We start from the raw sequence: 16,572 nt of genomic DNA, 5'->3' as shown, positions 1-16,572 counted from the left end.
CAAATTTTGAATACCTATGAGTAAAAAAATTAAACGAATTGGGGTGATAACTTCGGGAGGAGATGCTCCAGGAATGAATGCTGCTATTCGAGCTGTTGTAAGGGCATGCTCTTATTATCACATTAGCTGTTATGGATTTTATAACGGATATAACGGATTAATCAACGGGAATTTTGAGGAACTTGATGCTCGTAGTGTACGAAATATAATAAATAGAGGTGGTACGTTTTTAAAAACTGCCCGTTCTAAAGAATTCAGGACAAAAGAAGGTAGAGCAAAAGCCTACGATACGCTTAAGGAATTAGAAGTAGATGCTTTAGTACTTATCGGTGGAGACGGAACATTTACAGGAGGGCAAATCTTCAGCCACGAATTTGATATTCCTGTGATTGGTGTCCCAGGAACTATCGATAATGATATTTACGGAACGTCACACACAATAGGTTACGATACTGCTTTAAATACCGTTGTAGAAGCAATAGATAAAATACGAGACACAGCAAGTTCTCACGATCGATTATTTTTTATTGAAGTAATGGGGCGTGACGCTGGTTTTATAGCTCTTAATACCGGAATTGGAGCAGGAGCTGAAGAAATTTTAGTTCCTGAAGAGGACCTGGGATTAGATCGATTATTAGATTCTTTAGAAAAGAGTAGAAGATCAGGGAAAAGTTCCAGTATCGTAATTGTTTCTGAAGGAGATAAAATTGGGAAGAATGTTTTTCAGTTAGCAGATTATGTAAAAGAAAATTTACCATTTTATGACGCTAAAGTAACCGTTTTGGGTCACATTCAGCGCGGTGGAATTCCTTCATGTTTTGATCGTGTTCTGGCAAGTAGAATGTCGGTTAAAGCTGTAGAATTATTATTGGATGGTCAAAAGAATGTGATGGTAGGTCTTAAAGACGACGATATTATCACTTGTCCTTTAGATGATGTAATTCATGAAAAACCCAATATCAATAAAGATCTTTTAAGAATTTCTGAAATTCTATCTACTTAATTTTTGCTGAATGAAAACAATAGCGATCATTGCTCATAATGGGAAGAAAGCTGAAATGGTACAGTTCTTAAATGAATATCGTAGCGTTTTAGAATCTAAGGATATTAGACTTATCTCTACAGGTACCACTGGTAGTAAAGCCGAAACTGCTGGTTTTGATGTCGAAAAATTATTATCTGGACCACTGGGAGGTGATGCTCAAATAGCAAGCCGATTAGTAGAAGGAAAAGTAAATATGGTGGTCTTCTTTAGAGATCCAATGGACAAACATCCACATGAGCCAGATATCTTTATGTTGATGCGACTATGCGATGTTCACAACATACCACTTGCCACAAATCCAGCAACAGCAAAACTTTTGATAGAAGCATTATAAATAAATCCCTTTAAATTTTTGAGAGCTCTAAAGATTATTTTCACATTTTCAACTATTCTATTTTATTTTTATTCTTACAGCCAAAATAGTACAAAAACGTACGAAGGAAAGTTTTATAAACTAGGATTCAATTATGGTTTTGGAAGTGTAGACAATCTTTTTTTTACTGATGATGATTATTTTTACGAGTTTCAATTAAGAAAATTTCAAATTTATTATAAGATTAAACAAGGGCAATTGTTCGATTATGAATTTATTTTCCAGCCAGAAATAAACACCACAAAGCATCAACTTACTAGTGATCGGTATGTTGTGGGAAGAATGCATCCTTTGATTGAAAGAGTAGAAGAAATGCAATCTTTCAAGACATTTAACGAATATGTTATGAATTTTGGAATGATTGTTAGGAAGAATATTGGAGTGAAATCTAGCCTTTACTTTTTAGCGAGTATTGGCCCTGGCTACTTCGAACGTACAACGGAAAGAATGGAAAAAGGAATAGGTTTTTCTGATAATTTAGCTTTGGGTTTTAGCTATCAAATAAATAAACTTTTCATCGATTCTCGTTTGGGTTATAGGCATGTCTCCAACGCTGATATAAACGAAGTAAATGATGGTTATGACGCAATAGTTGTGGATTTAGGGATAGGCTTTTTTCTTTAAAAAAGATTATCGGATATTATTTTATATTTGGTTTCTCAAACCTAATCAATTTCAAAGAAATGTAACACATCATCCCAATTTTTTGCTCTCGAATGATTTTTTACCTTCAGGTTGTGAAAAGCTTCAAATAAAAGGGTTTCTCCTTTAAACGGATCTAGGTTTTTAGGATGATCATCAATCATATAATGCGTTTTGATGATGTGTTTATTTCCGCATAAAACAATATTACGCCAGTCTATAAATGGAAAATGATTTTGAAGCCAGTTTCGTTTTTCGATCAAACTTTTGGGAAATTCCATTGCAGCTGAAACTACATAAACGTCGTATTTTTCTTGTAACTTTTTAACTGCTTCAACAGCGCCATCCATCACGGGAACAGTTCCAAAAAAACCGGGAGTATTTGCATATTTTCTAATAATTCCTTTTACAGGAAAAGCTTTAGCTTCAGTCTTTCCCTTTAGATCTTCGTGCGTTAACTTATCCTGATATTCTTTGTTATACCAGTTTAGAAAATGTGTTTCTACATCTGCCATAACGCCATCCATATCGATGGCAATGGATTCTTTTTTCATTCAAGAGTTTTTGGCAATGTACGAAAGCTAAAACCTTCCCACAACACCTATTGTGCCGGCTCCCATTTGTAAGCGCCAGCTAATTTTTGTTTCTTTTCTAAGTTCTGGATTGTTTCGCATAAGAGTTTGCTGATCCAAATATTTATCAACAGAATCTACCACAGCAATCGTTAATGCCATACTTAAAGCCACATCGGTTAACCAATGTGCACCACGCCATAATCTGGATACAGGAGATACCAGTCCGCCAAGATAAAGACCAGCTTTTACCCACGGACTTTCAAATTGCTTACTTAAAGCGTAGAAAGTGGTAAAAGATAAAATTGTGTGTCCTGAAGGAAAAGAGTGATACGTTCCTTCTTTAGAAAATGGTTTGAATGACAATCTTCCACGACCATCACCAGGTCTTGCTCTTCCGGCGACGTTCTTAGAAATTGTTTGAATTAAGCCTGCAGCACTAGCAGCAGAAATCATAAGAATTCCTGTTCTTCTAATCTTTGGGTTTTTGGTTAGTAATCCCGTTAAATAAATCGCTCCGGTAACTCCGTAGTTGTTTTGTGGACTTCCAAAATACCAGCCAAATTCCTGTATAACTCCAGGAACCTGTTCTTCTTGTCTTATGAAGAAACGATAAGCTTCCTGGTCTAATAGATTTAATCCAGCGGTACCAATTGCTGTACCTAGAAATAATCCTATATCATCATCCTCCCAATGAAATGGTCTTGTGTAAGTATATTTTAATCCGCCGAACATTAGTTCAGCGTCACCTTTTAGAGTTTCCCAGGTCGTAGCATCGGGATTATTGAATTCAGCATTAAAAACAGGACTTCCTTCCTGAGCGTTTCCAATAGTTATCGTTAAAATAAATATCAAGCTGTGAAAGAGGAGCTTTTGGGTAAAGCTTTTCAATTTCATTTGTTTAAATTTTTCTTGCAAAGAAATAGATTTCACTCAACATATACTTAGGATTAACTAAATATTTACATTGAAGAGAGATTTAGTAAACCATCTAAAGGCAAGGCATGAGGTATTTTTTAATATTTTCTTTGTATCGAGGCCAGCCTCCAAGCATTTAATCTCAATTACCGAGTAAAACATCATTTCAAATCTCGAATTTTTAAATTAATTTATAAGCTTGCATATTCCTGCTAAATTCATAAAAATTACTAGATTGCTTATTAAATTGAGAACTAAATGGGAAATTATAAGGCAAAAGAAAATCGATATGATAAAATGAAATATCGCCGCTGTGGTAAAAGCGGAATAAATCTACCAATGATCTCACTAGGACTGTGGCATAACTTTGGCGATGTAGATGATTTTGAAAACTCCAGAGCAATTTTAAGAACAGCTTTTGATATTGGTATCACACATTTTGATCTTGCAAATAATTACGGTCCGCCATATGGGACAGCTGAAAAGAACTTCGGGAAAATTTTTGCTGAAGATTTTAAGCAATATCGAGATGAATTGATCATTTCTTCTAAAGCAGGATATGATATGTGGCCTGGACCTTATGGTAATTTTGGTTCAAGAAAATATTTAATAGCCAGTTTAGATCAGTCTTTAAAAAGGATGGGTTTAGATTATGTAGATGTATTTTATCACCATCGTCCAGATCCAGACACGCCTTTAGAGGAAACAATGGGTGCTTTAGATCAAATTGTAAGAAGTGGAAAAGCATTGTATGTTGGGGTATCTAATTATCCTGCGGAAAGAACTGCAAAAGCAGCAGCTATTCTGAAGGAAATGGGAACTCCGTTTTTAATTCATCAGCCAAGGTATAATATGATGGATCGTTGGGTTGAAGAAGACGGACTATTAGATACGCTAGAAAAAGTGGGAGTAGGAAGTATCGTATTTTCACCTTTACAGCAAGGAATCTTGACTGATAAGTATCTTGACGGAATTCCTGAAAATTCTCGTGCAGCCTTAGCGAGCGGACACCTTCAGAAGAATCAAATTACACCTGAAGTTGTAGAACAAGTGCAGCAGCTAAATGAAATTGCTGTCAACAGAAATCAAACTTTAGCGCAAATGGCCGTTGCATGGTTGTTAAAAGATCCAAGAGTAACATCAGTTTTGGTTGGAGTTAGTAAAGTAAAGCAGCTGGAAGATAATATAGCAGCTTTAGACAATCTTGAATTTTCTTCAGCAGAATTAGAGAAGATCGAAAGCATACTTCAATAAAAATTATTCTTAAAAACCTCGAAAAGCTATTCGAGGTTTTTTATTTGGTTTTGAAGATTATTACATGGGTGAAATTAGATAAAAATTGAGTGAAATTTCAACCAAATTAATCATTATGAAATAGCAAAATATCAAAAACTGATTAACGCATCGGAAGAAAAAGTCTATAAAAACGATTAAAATTCAGCAAAAATGGACTGCCGAATTAAGAGTACTTCTATTTATAAAAGGAAGTTGGGAAAAAGGATCGAAAATGCATTTTCTTGGGATAGATAAAGACGGAAAACACGTTGAAATAAGTTCTAAAATTGCTGGAAATAGACCCTTGAGCTTCGTTTCTATTCGGTAATATGGAATTTTTGACGGAGATAAGGAAATAACAGAGGGCGAAGAGGTTAAAAAATAGGCAGACGGACTAGAAAGTTTTTTTTGCTGAAAAAGATGATAAAATTATCGTAATTGTAGATACAGATGCTGCAGAAGGATATCCTGATTTTTTCAATAACACCTAGGATTAAGTCCTAAATAAGCTTAAAGAGATTTCAGAAAAACAGGTTTGAAAATAACAAATATCGGCTATAAATGATCACTGAAAATAGAGATCGCTTATAGCCGATATTATATAATTTAAGAAGTAATTTTTAGAATTTCCTCTTTGATTAGTCAATCACCGCGATCGCGCTAATTTCTACATTTACAAATTTAGGAAGATTGGCAACTTCAACAGTTTCTCTTGCTGGTGCTGTTGCTGCTTCAAAGTAAGTAGCGTAGATTTCATTGATCTTTCCAAAGTTATTCATGTCACTAATGAAAATCGATGTTTTAATTACATTTTCAAAAGTACAATTAGCTTCAGCAAGAATAGCTTTTAGATTTTCCATAACGAGTTTGGTTTCGGTTTCCAAATCTCCGGTTTCTAATTCCCCTGTTGCAGGATTAATAGCAATCTGCCCAGATATAAAAACCATATTTCCGGTTTTTACGGCTTGATTATAAGGCCCGATAGGAGCAGGAGCTTTATCTGTTTTAATGATCTCTTTATTCATATTTAAGTTTATTTGGTTTAGTTTCTTCCAATGGCTCTAGTTGGCTGTCTACGCTTATCATATTTTATGTCGCTAAGCATAGAAGCTTTTATACCGATAAAGAAATTCCAGGATCTACGTGCACTAAAAGGAACCCAGCTAAAACTCATACGCCAACTATCTAGATCTCTCTGAAATCGAAGTTGCGTGTAAGTAAATCCGCGTTCTCTAAGATCAAAACCAGAGGAAGCACCAATATTCCATTTTGGTGATAATTCTACATCACCAGAAAACATAATAGAATGTGATGTTATTTCACTTTGTCGTTGCTGGTTACTATAGGTCATGGTATATGATAAACGTATATCCCAAGGAATTTTATAATTATACCATTCTTTATTCTTTTTATCCTCTTTACCTTCAAAGGGATCTTCATCTTCATAAAGATTTCCATCCAGATCGGTGTTTTTTCCGAAGAGATCATCGGGGCGACCACCATTCCGTTTAGATTCATTATCCATCTCATCCTCATTTTCATCGTCCTTATCAGCAAAATCCTTACTTGAGAACGAATAGCCAAAACTTACGTTGGCATTGGTTAGCCTAAATAAACTTCCACCATTAGCAATATTAAGTTTGTCGATACGCTGGTTACTATTATTTAGCGCATAAGGATCCAGGTTACCGGTAAAGTTAATGTCCAGCTTGTTTTGTACGATTGGAATACCACCACGAACAGAAATCGGAGCAAGATTTAACGAATCTGCTGCCAGGTTATAGGAAGTGCTTAAATTGAAATTGTTTAATAATTTTATCTTTTTGGGCTCTGTAGCCGTACTGTCTTTATCCCTGACTTTCGCTTCAAGTACGTTACTAATACTGAAACCTATGGAGCTTGAATAATTCTGACTAGGAGCACCGTAGAGCGTTCCCGTAAAACGAGAATACTCAACTAATTCTGTGAGTCCGTCTGTTAAAGATCTACGCTCATAAGTATCGTAATATTGGTCGAAAGCGGGATTAATTCCGTAGCTAATAGAAGGTCGCATTACGTGGCGAATGGCCTGTATCTTGCTGTCTTTACCAAAATCCTTACGACCATATAAAGTTGTACCAATACTTGAATTGAAGTTATAAGTACGATAAGAATCAAAACCGCTAATGGTATCGATAACTTCCCTATTGGTTGCCGGATCGTACGATCTTTCAAAAGTTTTAAAAACCCAGTTCTCTTCAAAATTCGTACTGGCACTTACACTAAAATATTGAAATATTTTGAAGTTCGTTGAAAGCGGAATGCTGTGTTGCGCTCCCATTACGGCATCATTAAACATTTCGGGCTGAAAGAAAAGAGAATCTGTGGTGTTGAATCTATTTTCAGCCCTTAAATTATATTGAAGGTTAATATTCTGAATGATCCCTTTCTTTGAACCTCCTTTAGGCGCAAAGGGGTAGATCCTGTCTATACTGGCCTGCAAAGTCGGAAGCGTCATGTTAATTTCACCCGTATTTGTATTCTGACTATGCGTAGCGGTAAGGCTAAAGTTCACACCGGGAGTACTTTCAAATGTTTTACTGTAAGAAACTGAAGAACTTAGTGTGTTATTTAAAAAGTTTGCGGTGTTACTCTGGTTTACAGATTGTTGATAATAGTTACTACTCCCCAGGTTTACTGAAGCCGAGAATCGTGAAGATGGGCTCGCTTTTGCATCCTGGCTGTGAGACCATCTAATATTGTAAACAGAACTCTCTGAGAAGTCTGGGAAACCCCTTTCGCTGTTATATTGTCTTTCGTATCTAAAACTAAAATTACCTCTAAATTTATACCTTTTTGTATAACTGGATTCCAAACGCATGGCATAACTACCATTAGTGTAATAATCTCCAACCGCTAAAAGATCGGCATAATCACTTAAAGCAAAATAATAACCACCATTTTGTAAAAAATAACCTTGCTGGCTATCTCCAAAAGACGGAATAATAAAACCTGAAGTACGCTCTTCTGTAAGCGGGAAATATCCAAAAGGCAAACCTAATGGTGTTGGAATATCGGCGATATACATATTCACAAGCCCCGAGACGATCTTCTTGTCTGGAACAAATTTTATTTTTCGGGCATAGAAATAATATTCGGGATCATCGACATTTTCAGAAGTGGTAAAACGTACATTCTTCATGAAGTAAACCGAATCATTTTCTCTCTTTGTCACCTGTCCCTTAACATTAAATGAAGCTTCCTGGGTTCTGGAATTATAGACCAAAGCCCTTTCAGTATCAAAATTAAACCGAATAGAATCTGGTTCTACGGTTCTGTTTGCCTGGGTAAAAACAGGAGTTTGCACGTATGCGCCTGTAGAATCTTCTATTCCGTAGGCATAAACTTCATTTTTTTCGTTATCGATAATAATATAACCCGCATCGATGGTCATATCCTGGTAAATAACCTGCGCCTCGTTATAAAGGTACATTTTCTTTTCGCTATTGCTAAGCCGCATGTAATCTGTAGCTTTATACTTTACCACATCTGTGATCATGCGGTTTTGTTGCGGCTGCTTTAAAGAATCTCTCTCAAAAAGACCAAGAATACTATCCTGGGTTCTTACCATCTCGGCAAATGGTAAGGTACTCACCATTACCAGTGAATCTTTTTTAGCTTCTATCCTAATACTTTGATTTTGTTCTATTTCCTGAGCCTGCAAAAAGGCGCTGGAGAACAATAGAAAAATACAGCAAAAAAGTATATTGGGTATATTTGTTTGCAATGCTTTAAAGACTATTTTTGTAAAGAATGGCTTACTTTTTGAGTTTCCAAAATTACATATATTTTTTTAGCTAACTTTTGTGATTGCGCGAAAATAGTAATTAAAATATTCACCCAAGAATTAGCGTTACTTATTTATGAGAACGAACGTACTTCAACTTTTAGTATTATCTTTTTTTTTAGTTTGTAATCAGCAATTTTTTGCTGCTGAAAAACCTATGCCTACAGATCCATTTGTGGTGGTTTTAGATGCCGGCCATGGTGGTAAAGATCCCGGTAATATGGGGAATGGATACAAGGAAAAGGACATCGCATTAAGCATTGTGCTTAAAGTTGGTAAGGAACTAGAGCGTAGAGGAATTAAAGTAGTTTACACTCGCAGTACAGATGTATTTATTCCTTTGATGGAACGTGGACAGATCGCTAACGATGCAGAAGCCGACCTATTTGTGTCAGTACATTGTAATTCCCATAGTTCACAAGCTTCTGGAACTGAAACCTTCGTTTTGGGGTTAAATAGAAATGAAACAAATTTTGAAGTCGCCAAGCGTGAAAACTCGGTGATTTATATGGAGGAAGATTATAAGGTGACTTATAATGGTTTCGACCCTAATTCGCCCGAATCTTTTATTGGAATGACATTGATGCAGGAAGAATATTTGAACCAGAGTATTCTTTTAGCAGATCTTATTCAAAAGAAATTTACAAATGATCTTAGACGTAAAAACAGGGGAGTTAAGGAAGGAGCTTTGATCGTTTTGCATCAAACCTATATGCCAAGTGTTTTGGTTGAAGTTGGTTTCTTAACCAATAATAGTGAAGGAGCATTTTTAAATAGTGGCTCTGGACAAAATAAAATGGCTAGTGCTATTGTAGACGGAATTTTAGGTTATGGTGAGCAAATAAATCTATCAGCCTTAGAAAGTGTCGCCCAGTCTAAACCCGAAGTTCCCACTTCAGCTTCTGGCGTAAGTATCGATGGTAAGCCGGCAGATTATTACGAAGGTGTGATTTTTAGTGTACAGCTTGCAGCAGGATCTAAAAAATTGGAGACAAAATCTTACAATTTTAAAGGTTTGCAGGATGTCTTCAGAAAAAAAGAAGGAAAACTATACAAATATTACCTTGGAGAAACTTCTAGTTACCTTGATATCCAGAAGGTTCACCAAAAAGCAATTAGTAAAGGTTATCCAAATAGTTACATCGTAGCCTTTAAAAATGGGGAAAAGATTACAGTTAATGAGGCGTTAAAAACTAATCTCAATTAGGATACTTTTCTATATTTATCCCTAAATTTGTTTGCATAAATAAAATTACTAGCTTTTGAAAATTTCTAATGAGGTTAAAACCGCTATACTTGCCATTATAGCTATCGTACTATTAATTTTTGGCTATAGCTTTCTAAAAGGTAAGAATTTACTGGATTCCAGTCGTACCTTTTACGCAGTATACGACGAGGTTGAAGGATTATCTCCATCTTCTGCGGTTACTATAAATGGTCTTAAAGTAGGTCAGGTTACAGATATAAACTTTCTAAATCAGCAAGGACAGTTGTTAGTTACCTTTACTGTAGAGAAAGATTTTGAATTCTCAAAGAACAGTACCGCCCAGGTATATGGTGGAGGAATTATTGGAGGGAAATCTCTAGCCATCGTGCCAGAATATGAAGCCGGCGAAATGGCTAAAACCGGAGATACGTTGCAAAGTAATGTAGAAGAAGGGATCATGGAGCTTGTTAATGAAAGACTTACCCCGCTTCAGCAAAAATTAGAGCGTACAGTGGTTAGTGCAGATTCTTTGCTTACATCTATAAACAATGTATTAAACGATAGTACCACAGATAATATTAATAATACATTTAAGAATCTTAACGCTACTATGCGTTCCTTAAAGAATACGAGTAGTTCTTTAGAAGGTATTGTTCAAGGGAATGCTGAAAATTTAAATCAGACTTTCGACAATCTAAATACCATGTCTGGAAACTTTAAAACGGTTTCAGATTCTTTAAAAGCGATTAATCTTGGACAGATTACAGATGACCTTGAGACTGTTGTAGCCGATTTTAGAGGAATTGCAGATAATTTAAATAATGGAGAGGGAACAGCAGGGAAACTGCTTAATGACGATAAAGTTTACAATAATTTAGATCGTGCTACCAAACAACTAGAAGAATTACTTCAGGATATAAAACTAAATCCGAAACGTTATGTTCATTTCTCTGTTTTCGGTAAAAATCCTGGGTCTTACGAAGAGCCCAAGGATTCCTTAAAATAGTAGCGGTATGCAAATCGTAGCACAAATTGTATTTTTAATAGCATTGGTTGTTGGTGTTTCTTTTTTTGTAAGAAATATCAAACGGATGCTTAGAAATATAAAACTAGGTAAAAACATAGATCGATCAGATAATCCATCAGAGCGCTGGTCTAAAACCTTAAGAATTGCTTTTGGGCAAAGCAAAATGGTTAGAAAACCGGTATCTGGATTTCTTCACGTGATTGTTTATCTGGGCTTTATCATCATTAATATCGAAGTGCTAGAGATTATCATAGATGGTCTTTTTGGTACGCATCGCGTACTATCTTTTATGGGCGGATTTTACAATGCGCTTATTGGAATCTTTGAAGTTTTAGCTTTATTGGTATTTATTGGTGTAATTATTTTCTGGATAAGAAGAAATGTGCTTAATATTTATCGATTTTTAAGTAGAGAATTGAAGGGCTGGCCTAAAAATGACGCTAATTACATTCTTTATTTTGAAATGGTTCTAATGACGCTTTTCCTGGTAATGAATGCTGCAGATTATCAGCTTCAGCTTAATGGTGCGGCGCATTATGCACATGAAGGCGGAATTATTGGCGGTTTTCCTATTAGTCAGTTTATTGCGCCAGTTTTTGAAGGTGTATCCAATAGCACCTTGATCATTATTGAAAGAGCAGCCTGGTGGTTGCATATCCTCGGAATATTATTTTTCCTGAATTACTTATATTATTCAAAACACTTACATATTCTTCTAGCTTTTCCTAATGTGTATTTTTCTAAGTTGAAGCCTAAGGGAGAGATGGATAACCTTGAAGCTGTAAAAAATGAAGTAGCACTAATGATGGATCCAGATGCCGATCCTTTTGCTGCACCAGCTGAAGGCGAAGAAGAAGGAGAACCAGAAAAATTTGGAGCTTCAGATGTGATGGACCTCAATCAGGTTCAGTTATTGAATTCTTACACCTGTACGGAGTGTGGACGTTGTACGGCAGAGTGTCCTGCTAATCAAACTGGTAAAAAATTATCTCCACGTAAGATCATGATGGATACCAGGGATCGTCTTGAAGAGGTAGGAGAAAATATCAATAAAAACGGCAAATTTGAAGATGACGGCAAGCAATTGCTAGATGATTATATTTTAAGGGAAGAGCTTTGGGCATGTACAACCTGTAATGCCTGTGTAGAAGCCTGCCCGGTAGGTATCGATCCGCTTTCTATTATTTTAGATATGCGTAGATACTTGGTTATGGAGCAAAGTGCCGCTCCTAATGAGTTAGCAGTTTCGTTAACTAATATTGAAAATAATGGTGCTCCATGGCCTTATAATCAAATGGATCGATTAAACTGGGCCGAAGAAAATTAATTGAAATTATAGAATTTTAGACTATGGCAGAAGCGATTAAAGTACCAACCATGGCAGAATATATGGCTGAAGGCAAAAAACCTGAAGTGCTATTTTGGGTTGGCTGTGCAGGAAGTTTTGACGATCGTGCCAAAAAAATAACAAAGGCTTTTGTAAAGCTTTTAAATGAAGCAGGAGTAGATTTTGCAGTTTTGGGTACAGAGGAAAGTTGTACAGGAGATCCTGCAAAAAGAGCAGGAAATGAGTTTACATTTCAGATGCAGGCCGCGATGAATATAGAAGTTTTAAACGGCTACGAGATCGAAAAAGTAGTTACTGCATGCCCTCACTGTTTTAATACCATCAAAAACGAATATCCTTCTTTAGGCGGGAATTACCAGGTAATGCACCACACTCAATTTTTAAAATCTTTGCTGAATGAAGGCAGATTAAAAGTTGAAGGTGGTAAATTTAAAGGTAAGCGTATCACTTTTCATGATCCCTGTTATTTGGGAAGAGCTAATGGAGAGTATGAAGCGCCTCGTGATCTTCTTAAAAAATTAGAGGTTGAGCTTATCGAAATGCGCAAATGCAAAAGCAATGGTTTATGTTGCGGTGCAGGTGGTGCACAAATGTTTAAAGAGCCAGAGCCTGGTAATAAAGATGTAAATGTCGCCAGAACAGAGCAGGCTATGGAAACAAAACCAGAAGTTATTGCTGCAGGCTGTCCTTTTTGTAATACAATGATGACAGACGGTGTTAAGAGCAAGGAAAAAGAAGATAGCGTAGCTGTTATGGATGTGGCAGAAATGATCGCTAACGCCAAGGATCTTTAATTCATATATTTAAAAATAAAATCCGATAAAGCTGATTTTGTATGAAATTTGGCAGTTTTTTTGCGACTATATTTTATGTAAATAAGCTTTAAATAATAAAATTACCACCACAATATGTTAGTACCTTTCGAATCCTTACCAGATAGTTCACGTGTGTGGATCTATCAGTCTAATCGATCTTTTACAGAAGAAGAATTAGTTGAGATCAAAAAAAAATTAGACGAGTTTTTAACCCAATGGACGGTGCATGGTGCCAATCTTCAGGCGGGTTACGAGATAAAATATAAAAGGTTTATCACTATAGGTCTTAACCAGGAAGTTAATGCTGCTTCCGGATGTTCAATTGATGCTTCAGTTCATTTTATTCAAACGCTTGAAAAAGAATATAATGTTGATCTTTTAGATAAGATGAATGTCTCTTTTAAACAAGGTGAATTTGTGGCTTATAAACCTTTAACAGATTTCAGAAAATTAGCCAAAAATAAGTCGGTTTCTCTCAAAACCATTGTTTTCAATAATCTTGTGAATAATAAAGCCGAGTATCTTTCAGACTGGGAAGTTCCTGCAGCAGAAAGCTGGCACAAGAGATTTATGAGCTAATGATGTGTAGCGCCAGTTTTAGGTTATTTTCACTAGCATTTTTTTTATTATTCATTTCTAATTTATCTGCGCAGCAAGCGATCACTCCAGATCCTTTGCTTAGCAACGATAGCATTGCTCAAAAGAAATGGGTCGATAGTTTATATTCTAATTTTACTTTAGAAGAAAAATTAGGCCAGCTCTTTATGGTCGATGTTTTCTCAAATGGGAGTGAAGCAGGGATTCAAAAAATAAAAGATCTTATTGAGAAAGAACACATTGGTGGTGTGATCTTTTCGAAAGGTGGCCCCGGAAGAGAAGCCAGAATCACTAACGAATTTCAGGAGCTAAGCAATACGCCACTTTTGGTAGGAATGGATGCCGAATGGGGTTTGGCAATGCGCCTGGATTCTACTTTTGCGCTTCCGTGGAATATGACATTGGGTGCGATTCAGAATAATAAATTAATTGAAGAAGCCGGTGCAGCAATTTCCAGACATACCAAGCGATTGGGGATTCATATTAATTTCGCTCCGGTAGTAGATATAAATACCAATCCGCTTAACCCAATTATCGGGAATCGTTCGTTTGGCGAAAATAAAATAAATGTAACCGAAAAAGCACTTGCTTTTATGCATGGGATGCATCGCGAGGGAATCCTTTCAAGCGCTAAACATTTCCCGGGACATGGCGATACAGATCAGGATTCACATAAAACTTTACCATCAGTAAATTTTCCAAAAGAACGAATAGAAGGAGTAGAATTATATCCTTACCGAGAGCTGATTAAAGATAGTCTTAGCAGTGTGATGGTTGCACATTTAAATGTTCCTGCTTTAGGAACTCAGGAAGGCAGACCAACATCACTTTCTAAAAAAGTGGTAACAGAAATGTTACGCGAAAATCTACAATTTAAAGGATTAATTTTTACCGATGCTTTAAATATGCGCGGCGCATCTAATTATGATGAACCCGGTGAAATCGATCTGGCGGCCTTTAGAGCAGGAAATGATATCCTTTTAATTTCTGAAGATGTTCCAAAGTCGATAGACAAACTGAAGTCCGCTTATCTTTCAGGTGAAATAACTGAAGATCGTTTGGCACATTCAGTAAAAAAGATCCTAAAAGCAAAATACAAGGCAGGTTTGCATCATTATAAACCGGTAGAAGAACAATTTCTATTTGAAGAATTAAATAGTGTTCGTGACGATGCTTTATACGAGCGATTGATGGAAAATGCCATGACCTTAATTAGAAATAATAAAGGAATGGTACCCATCAAAAATCTCGAAAAGCAACAGATCGCTTATGTTGAATTAGGCGATGATGAAGGGACGGCTTTTCTTCAGCAATTAAAGAAATATGCGCAAGTAGATCATATTTCCGCAGAAAAATTACCCGATCTTTTATATAAACTGAAGGAATATAATTATGTGATTGTTGGTTTTCATAAAAGTAACGACAACCCATGGAAATCATATCGATTTAGTCGTAAAGACCTATTATGGTTGCATGAGATTTCCAGAGAAAATAACACCCTTTTATCGGTCTTTACAAGTCCGTACTCACTTTTAGATATTCGTAGTACAACGAATATCCAAAGTATTTTAATGGCTTACCAGAATAGTGAAGTAGCGCAGCAAAAAGCCGCTCAGGTGATCTTTGGTGCTATAGAAGCAAAGGGGAAATTACCAGTAAGTACGGGAATAGAATTTCCTGAGGGTACAGGTTATGAAACCAAAGCTATAGATCGTTTAAGTTATGGTGCACCAGAAACGGTAGGGATGAATTCTTTTAAATTGAAGAAAATAGATTCTATCGTTAACTATTCTATAGCCAAAAAAATGACTCCCGGAGCGCAGGTTTTAGTGGCGAGAAAAGGTAAAGTGATTTACAGTAAGAATTTTGGATTTCATACTTACCAGCATTTAAAGCCGGTGAGTGATACTTCAGTTTACGATTTGGCTTCTTTAACCAAAATACTCGCGACGCTCCCGTTGGTTATGCAGCAGGTAGAAGACGGGATCATAGATTTTGATACGAAATTGGGTGAAATGATGCCTGTTTTTAAAGGAACTAATAAAGAAAATATTAGGCTTCAGGACATGCTAATGCATTATGCACGTTTAAAAGCCTGGATTCCGTTTTACGTACCAACGATAGACGCCGTCACCAAAAGACCTTCAACTTTATATTATCACGAATCTGCAGATGAACGTTTTAATACTCAGGTAGCTGAGAAAATGTTTATTAGGGAAGATATGCAAGATACCATTGTAGATATTATTGCTAAAAGTGATCTTAACCGCAGAAAAGAATATAAATACAGTGACCTGCCTTTTTATATTCTTAAATATTATCTAGAAGGCTACTATAAAACTAATTTAAATAGTCTTACCCAGGATCGATTTTATAGATCTTTAGGTGCAAATTATACAGGCTATTTGCCACTTACCAGGTTTCCTGCAGATGAAATAATCCCTACGGAAAATGATAAATTATGGCGAGGGCAATTAGTGCATGGTTATGTTCACGACCAGGGAGCAGCCATGCAGGGTGGTATTGGTGGTCATGCAGGATTGTTTAGTAACGCCAACGATGTGGCCAAAATTATGCAGACTTATTTACAGGGCGGTAGCTATGGAAACGAAAAGTTCTTAAAACCTGCTACGATAGATAAGTTTAATACCTGCTATTATTGTGAAGATAATGTAAGGCGTGGAGTAGGTTTCGACAAACCCCAGATAAGAGGCAGCGGCCCGGCATGTTCATGTGCTTCTAGAAGCAGTTTTGGACATAGTGGTTTTACCGGAACCTTTGCCTGGGCAGATCCTGAAGAAGAATTGGTTTATATATTTTTATCGAATAGAGTGTATCCAGATTCTACAAATAGAAAGCTGATACATGAAGATATTCGAACTAAAATTCAGCAGGTAATATATGATGCTATCGATTATTAAGGAAAA

At 36.2% G+C, this 16,572-nt stretch carries 14 protein-coding genes; 10 read left to right on the top strand and 4 right to left on the bottom strand.

Annotated elements, in window-relative coordinates; genetic code table 11:
- Window positions 1–16 precede the first annotated feature (16 nt).
- The 3 genes from pfkA to INR75_RS15020 are packed head-to-tail and all read left to right on the top strand — an operon-like array spanning window position 17 to window position 2,042.
- A complete protein-coding gene (gene pfkA / locus INR75_RS15030) occupies window positions 17–1,003 on the top strand; it encodes a 6-phosphofructokinase (protein WP_223089416.1) in 987 nt (328 codons plus the stop codon).
- 10 nt (window positions 1,004–1,013) lie between these two features.
- Entirely contained in the window at window positions 1,014–1,379 is a 366-nt protein-coding gene (locus tag INR75_RS15025) for a methylglyoxal synthase (protein WP_223089415.1), read from the top strand.
- 18 nt (window positions 1,380–1,397) lie between these two features.
- Window positions 1,398–2,042 carry an acyloxyacyl hydrolase gene (locus INR75_RS15020; RefSeq protein WP_092540988.1) on the top strand — a complete coding sequence of 215 codons (645 nt, stop codon included), beginning with the start codon at window positions 1,398–1,400 and terminating at the stop codon, window positions 2,040–2,042.
- Window positions 2,043–2,083: 41 nt separating this feature from the next.
- Here INR75_RS15020 and INR75_RS15015 read toward each other — a convergent pair whose 3' ends face one another.
- Window positions 2,084–2,614 carry a 5'(3')-deoxyribonucleotidase gene (locus tag INR75_RS15015; RefSeq protein WP_223089414.1) on the bottom strand — a complete coding sequence of 177 codons (531 nt, stop codon included), beginning with the start codon at window positions 2,612–2,614 and terminating at the stop codon, window positions 2,084–2,086.
- 27 nt (window positions 2,615–2,641) lie between these two features.
- Entirely contained in the window at window positions 2,642–3,529 is an 888-nt protein-coding gene (locus tag INR75_RS15010; protein WP_092540985.1) for a phosphatase PAP2 family protein, read from the bottom strand.
- Between the two features lie 279 nt (window positions 3,530–3,808).
- Here INR75_RS15010 and mgrA point away from each other — a divergent pair, with 279 nt between their 5' ends.
- Window positions 3,809–4,804 carry an L-glyceraldehyde 3-phosphate reductase gene (mgrA, locus tag INR75_RS15005; RefSeq protein WP_223089413.1) on the top strand — a complete coding sequence of 332 codons (996 nt, stop codon included), beginning with the start codon at window positions 3,809–3,811 and terminating at the stop codon, window positions 4,802–4,804.
- A gap of 659 nt (window positions 4,805–5,463) precedes the next feature.
- Here the strand turns inward: mgrA and INR75_RS15000 are convergent.
- Window positions 5,464–5,850: a RidA family protein gene (locus tag INR75_RS15000; protein ID WP_223089412.1), complete on the bottom strand. Its 387-nt coding sequence runs from the start codon at window positions 5,848–5,850 to the stop codon at window positions 5,464–5,466.
- Window positions 5,851–5,867: 17 nt separating this feature from the next.
- The gene (locus INR75_RS14995; RefSeq protein ID WP_223089411.1) at window positions 5,868–8,591 is read right to left on the bottom strand and encodes a putative LPS assembly protein LptD; all 2,724 of its coding nucleotides are present in this window, start codon (window positions 8,589–8,591) and stop codon (window positions 5,868–5,870) included.
- 136 nt (window positions 8,592–8,727) lie between these two features.
- Here INR75_RS14995 and INR75_RS14990 point away from each other — a divergent pair, with 136 nt between their 5' ends.
- The 6 genes from INR75_RS14990 to INR75_RS14965 all read left to right on the top strand — a co-directional run bounded on the left by INR75_RS14990 (window position 8,728) and on the right by INR75_RS14965 (window position 16,566).
- Window positions 8,728–9,858 carry an N-acetylmuramoyl-L-alanine amidase gene (locus INR75_RS14990; protein WP_223089410.1) on the top strand — a complete coding sequence of 377 codons (1,131 nt, stop codon included), beginning with the start codon at window positions 8,728–8,730 and terminating at the stop codon, window positions 9,856–9,858.
- Window positions 9,859–9,913: 55 nt separating this feature from the next.
- Window positions 9,914–10,864: an MlaD family protein gene (locus INR75_RS14985; protein ID WP_092540975.1), complete on the top strand. Its 951-nt coding sequence runs from the start codon at window positions 9,914–9,916 to the stop codon at window positions 10,862–10,864.
- A gap of 7 nt (window positions 10,865–10,871) precedes the next feature.
- Entirely contained in the window at window positions 10,872–12,212 is a 1,341-nt protein-coding gene (locus INR75_RS14980) for a (Fe-S)-binding protein (protein ID WP_223089409.1), read from the top strand.
- A gap of 23 nt (window positions 12,213–12,235) precedes the next feature.
- Window positions 12,236–13,027 carry a (Fe-S)-binding protein gene (locus tag INR75_RS14975; RefSeq protein WP_084840655.1) on the top strand — a complete coding sequence of 264 codons (792 nt, stop codon included), beginning with the start codon at window positions 12,236–12,238 and terminating at the stop codon, window positions 13,025–13,027.
- A 114-nt stretch (window positions 13,028–13,141) separates the two neighbouring features.
- Entirely contained in the window at window positions 13,142–13,627 is a 486-nt protein-coding gene (locus INR75_RS14970; protein ID WP_223089408.1) for an ABC transporter ATPase, read from the top strand.
- Window positions 13,628–13,629: 2 nt separating this feature from the next.
- Window positions 13,630–16,566 (top strand): glycoside hydrolase family 3 N-terminal domain-containing protein, encoded by a 2,937-nt coding sequence (locus tag INR75_RS14965; RefSeq protein WP_223091953.1) that lies wholly within the window; start codon window positions 13,630–13,632, stop codon window positions 16,564–16,566.
- Window positions 16,567–16,572 lie beyond the last annotated feature (6 nt).

Origin of the sequence: Zunongwangia sp. SCSIO 43204 (assembly GCF_019904275.1) — a bacterium.
GTDB classification, from domain to species: domain Bacteria; phylum Bacteroidota; class Bacteroidia; order Flavobacteriales; family Flavobacteriaceae; genus Zunongwangia; species Zunongwangia mangrovi.
This window is presented reverse-complemented; position numbering and strand designations above follow the sequence as displayed.

Bases quoted from the DNA above. Each gene is read 5' to 3' on its own strand.
- INR75_RS15000 (WP_223089412.1), bottom strand. From the start codon at position 5,850: ATGAATAAAGAGATCATTAAAACAGATAAAGCTCCTGCTCCTATCGGG.
- INR75_RS14965 (WP_223091953.1), top strand. From the start codon at position 13,630: ATGTGTAGCGCCAGTTTTAGGTTATTTTCACTAGCATTTTTTTTATTA.
- INR75_RS14990 (WP_223089410.1), top strand. From the start codon at position 8,728: ATGAGAACGAACGTACTTCAACTTTTAGTATTATCTTTTTTTTTAGTT.
- INR75_RS14975 (WP_084840655.1), top strand. From the start codon at position 12,236: ATGGCAGAAGCGATTAAAGTACCAACCATGGCAGAATATATGGCTGAA.
- pfkA (WP_223089416.1), top strand. From the start codon at position 17: ATGAGTAAAAAAATTAAACGAATTGGGGTGATAACTTCGGGAGGAGAT.
- INR75_RS15025 (WP_223089415.1), top strand. From the start codon at position 1,014: ATGAAAACAATAGCGATCATTGCTCATAATGGGAAGAAAGCTGAAATG.
- INR75_RS14980 (WP_223089409.1), top strand. From the start codon at position 10,872: ATGCAAATCGTAGCACAAATTGTATTTTTAATAGCATTGGTTGTTGGT.
- INR75_RS15015 (WP_223089414.1), bottom strand. From the start codon at position 2,614: ATGAAAAAAGAATCCATTGCCATCGATATGGATGGCGTTATGGCAGAT.
- mgrA (WP_223089413.1), top strand. From the start codon at position 3,809: ATGGGAAATTATAAGGCAAAAGAAAATCGATATGATAAAATGAAATAT.
- INR75_RS14970 (WP_223089408.1), top strand. From the start codon at position 13,142: ATGTTAGTACCTTTCGAATCCTTACCAGATAGTTCACGTGTGTGGATC.
- INR75_RS15010 (WP_092540985.1), bottom strand. From the start codon at position 3,529: ATGAAATTGAAAAGCTTTACCCAAAAGCTCCTCTTTCACAGCTTGATA.